1 protein-coding gene is annotated in these 551 nt (G+C 67.9%); it reads left to right on the top strand.

Annotation, left to right across the window (positions count from 1 at the left end):
- Window positions 1-551 (top strand): AMP-binding protein (locus Q8791_RS31775; protein ID WP_330095556.1); only part of this gene is annotated, 551 nt, incomplete at both ends.

The following is a 551-nucleotide window of genomic DNA, read 5'->3' on the forward strand; positions in this document are numbered from 1 at the left end:
ACCCCGCCTGGAACCTGCAACCCCACCACCGGGTCCTGTTCCACGCACCCCACGCCTTCGACGCCTCCACCTACGAAATCTGGGCACCCCTCCTCAACGGAGCCCAACTGGTCATCGCCCCACCCGAAACCATCGACACCACCGCCCTCGCACAGCTCATCCCCACCCACCACATCACCCACCTCAGCCTCACCGCCGGCATGTTCCGCGTCGTGGTCGAAGAAGACGTCCACAGCCTCACCGGACTCACCGAGGTCACCACCGGCGGCGACACCATCTCCCCCACCGCCGTCGACCACCTCCTGACCACCCACCCCCACATCATCGTGCGCACCACCTACGGGCCCACCGAAACCACCCTGTGCGCCACCCAACAACCCTGGACCCACACCCACAAACCAGCCGGATCCGTCCCCCTGGGCAGGGCCATGCACCACACCGGCCTGCTCCTGCTGGACCACCACCTCCAACCCGTCCCACCCGGCGTCCAAGGCGAGCTCTACATCACCGGCACCGGACTCGCCCGCGGCTACACCCACCAACCCGCCCTC

It is taken from the genome of Nocardiopsis codii, from assembly GCF_036327455.1.
Taxonomy (GTDB): domain Bacteria; phylum Actinomycetota; class Actinomycetes; order Streptosporangiales; family Streptosporangiaceae; genus Nocardiopsis; species Nocardiopsis codii.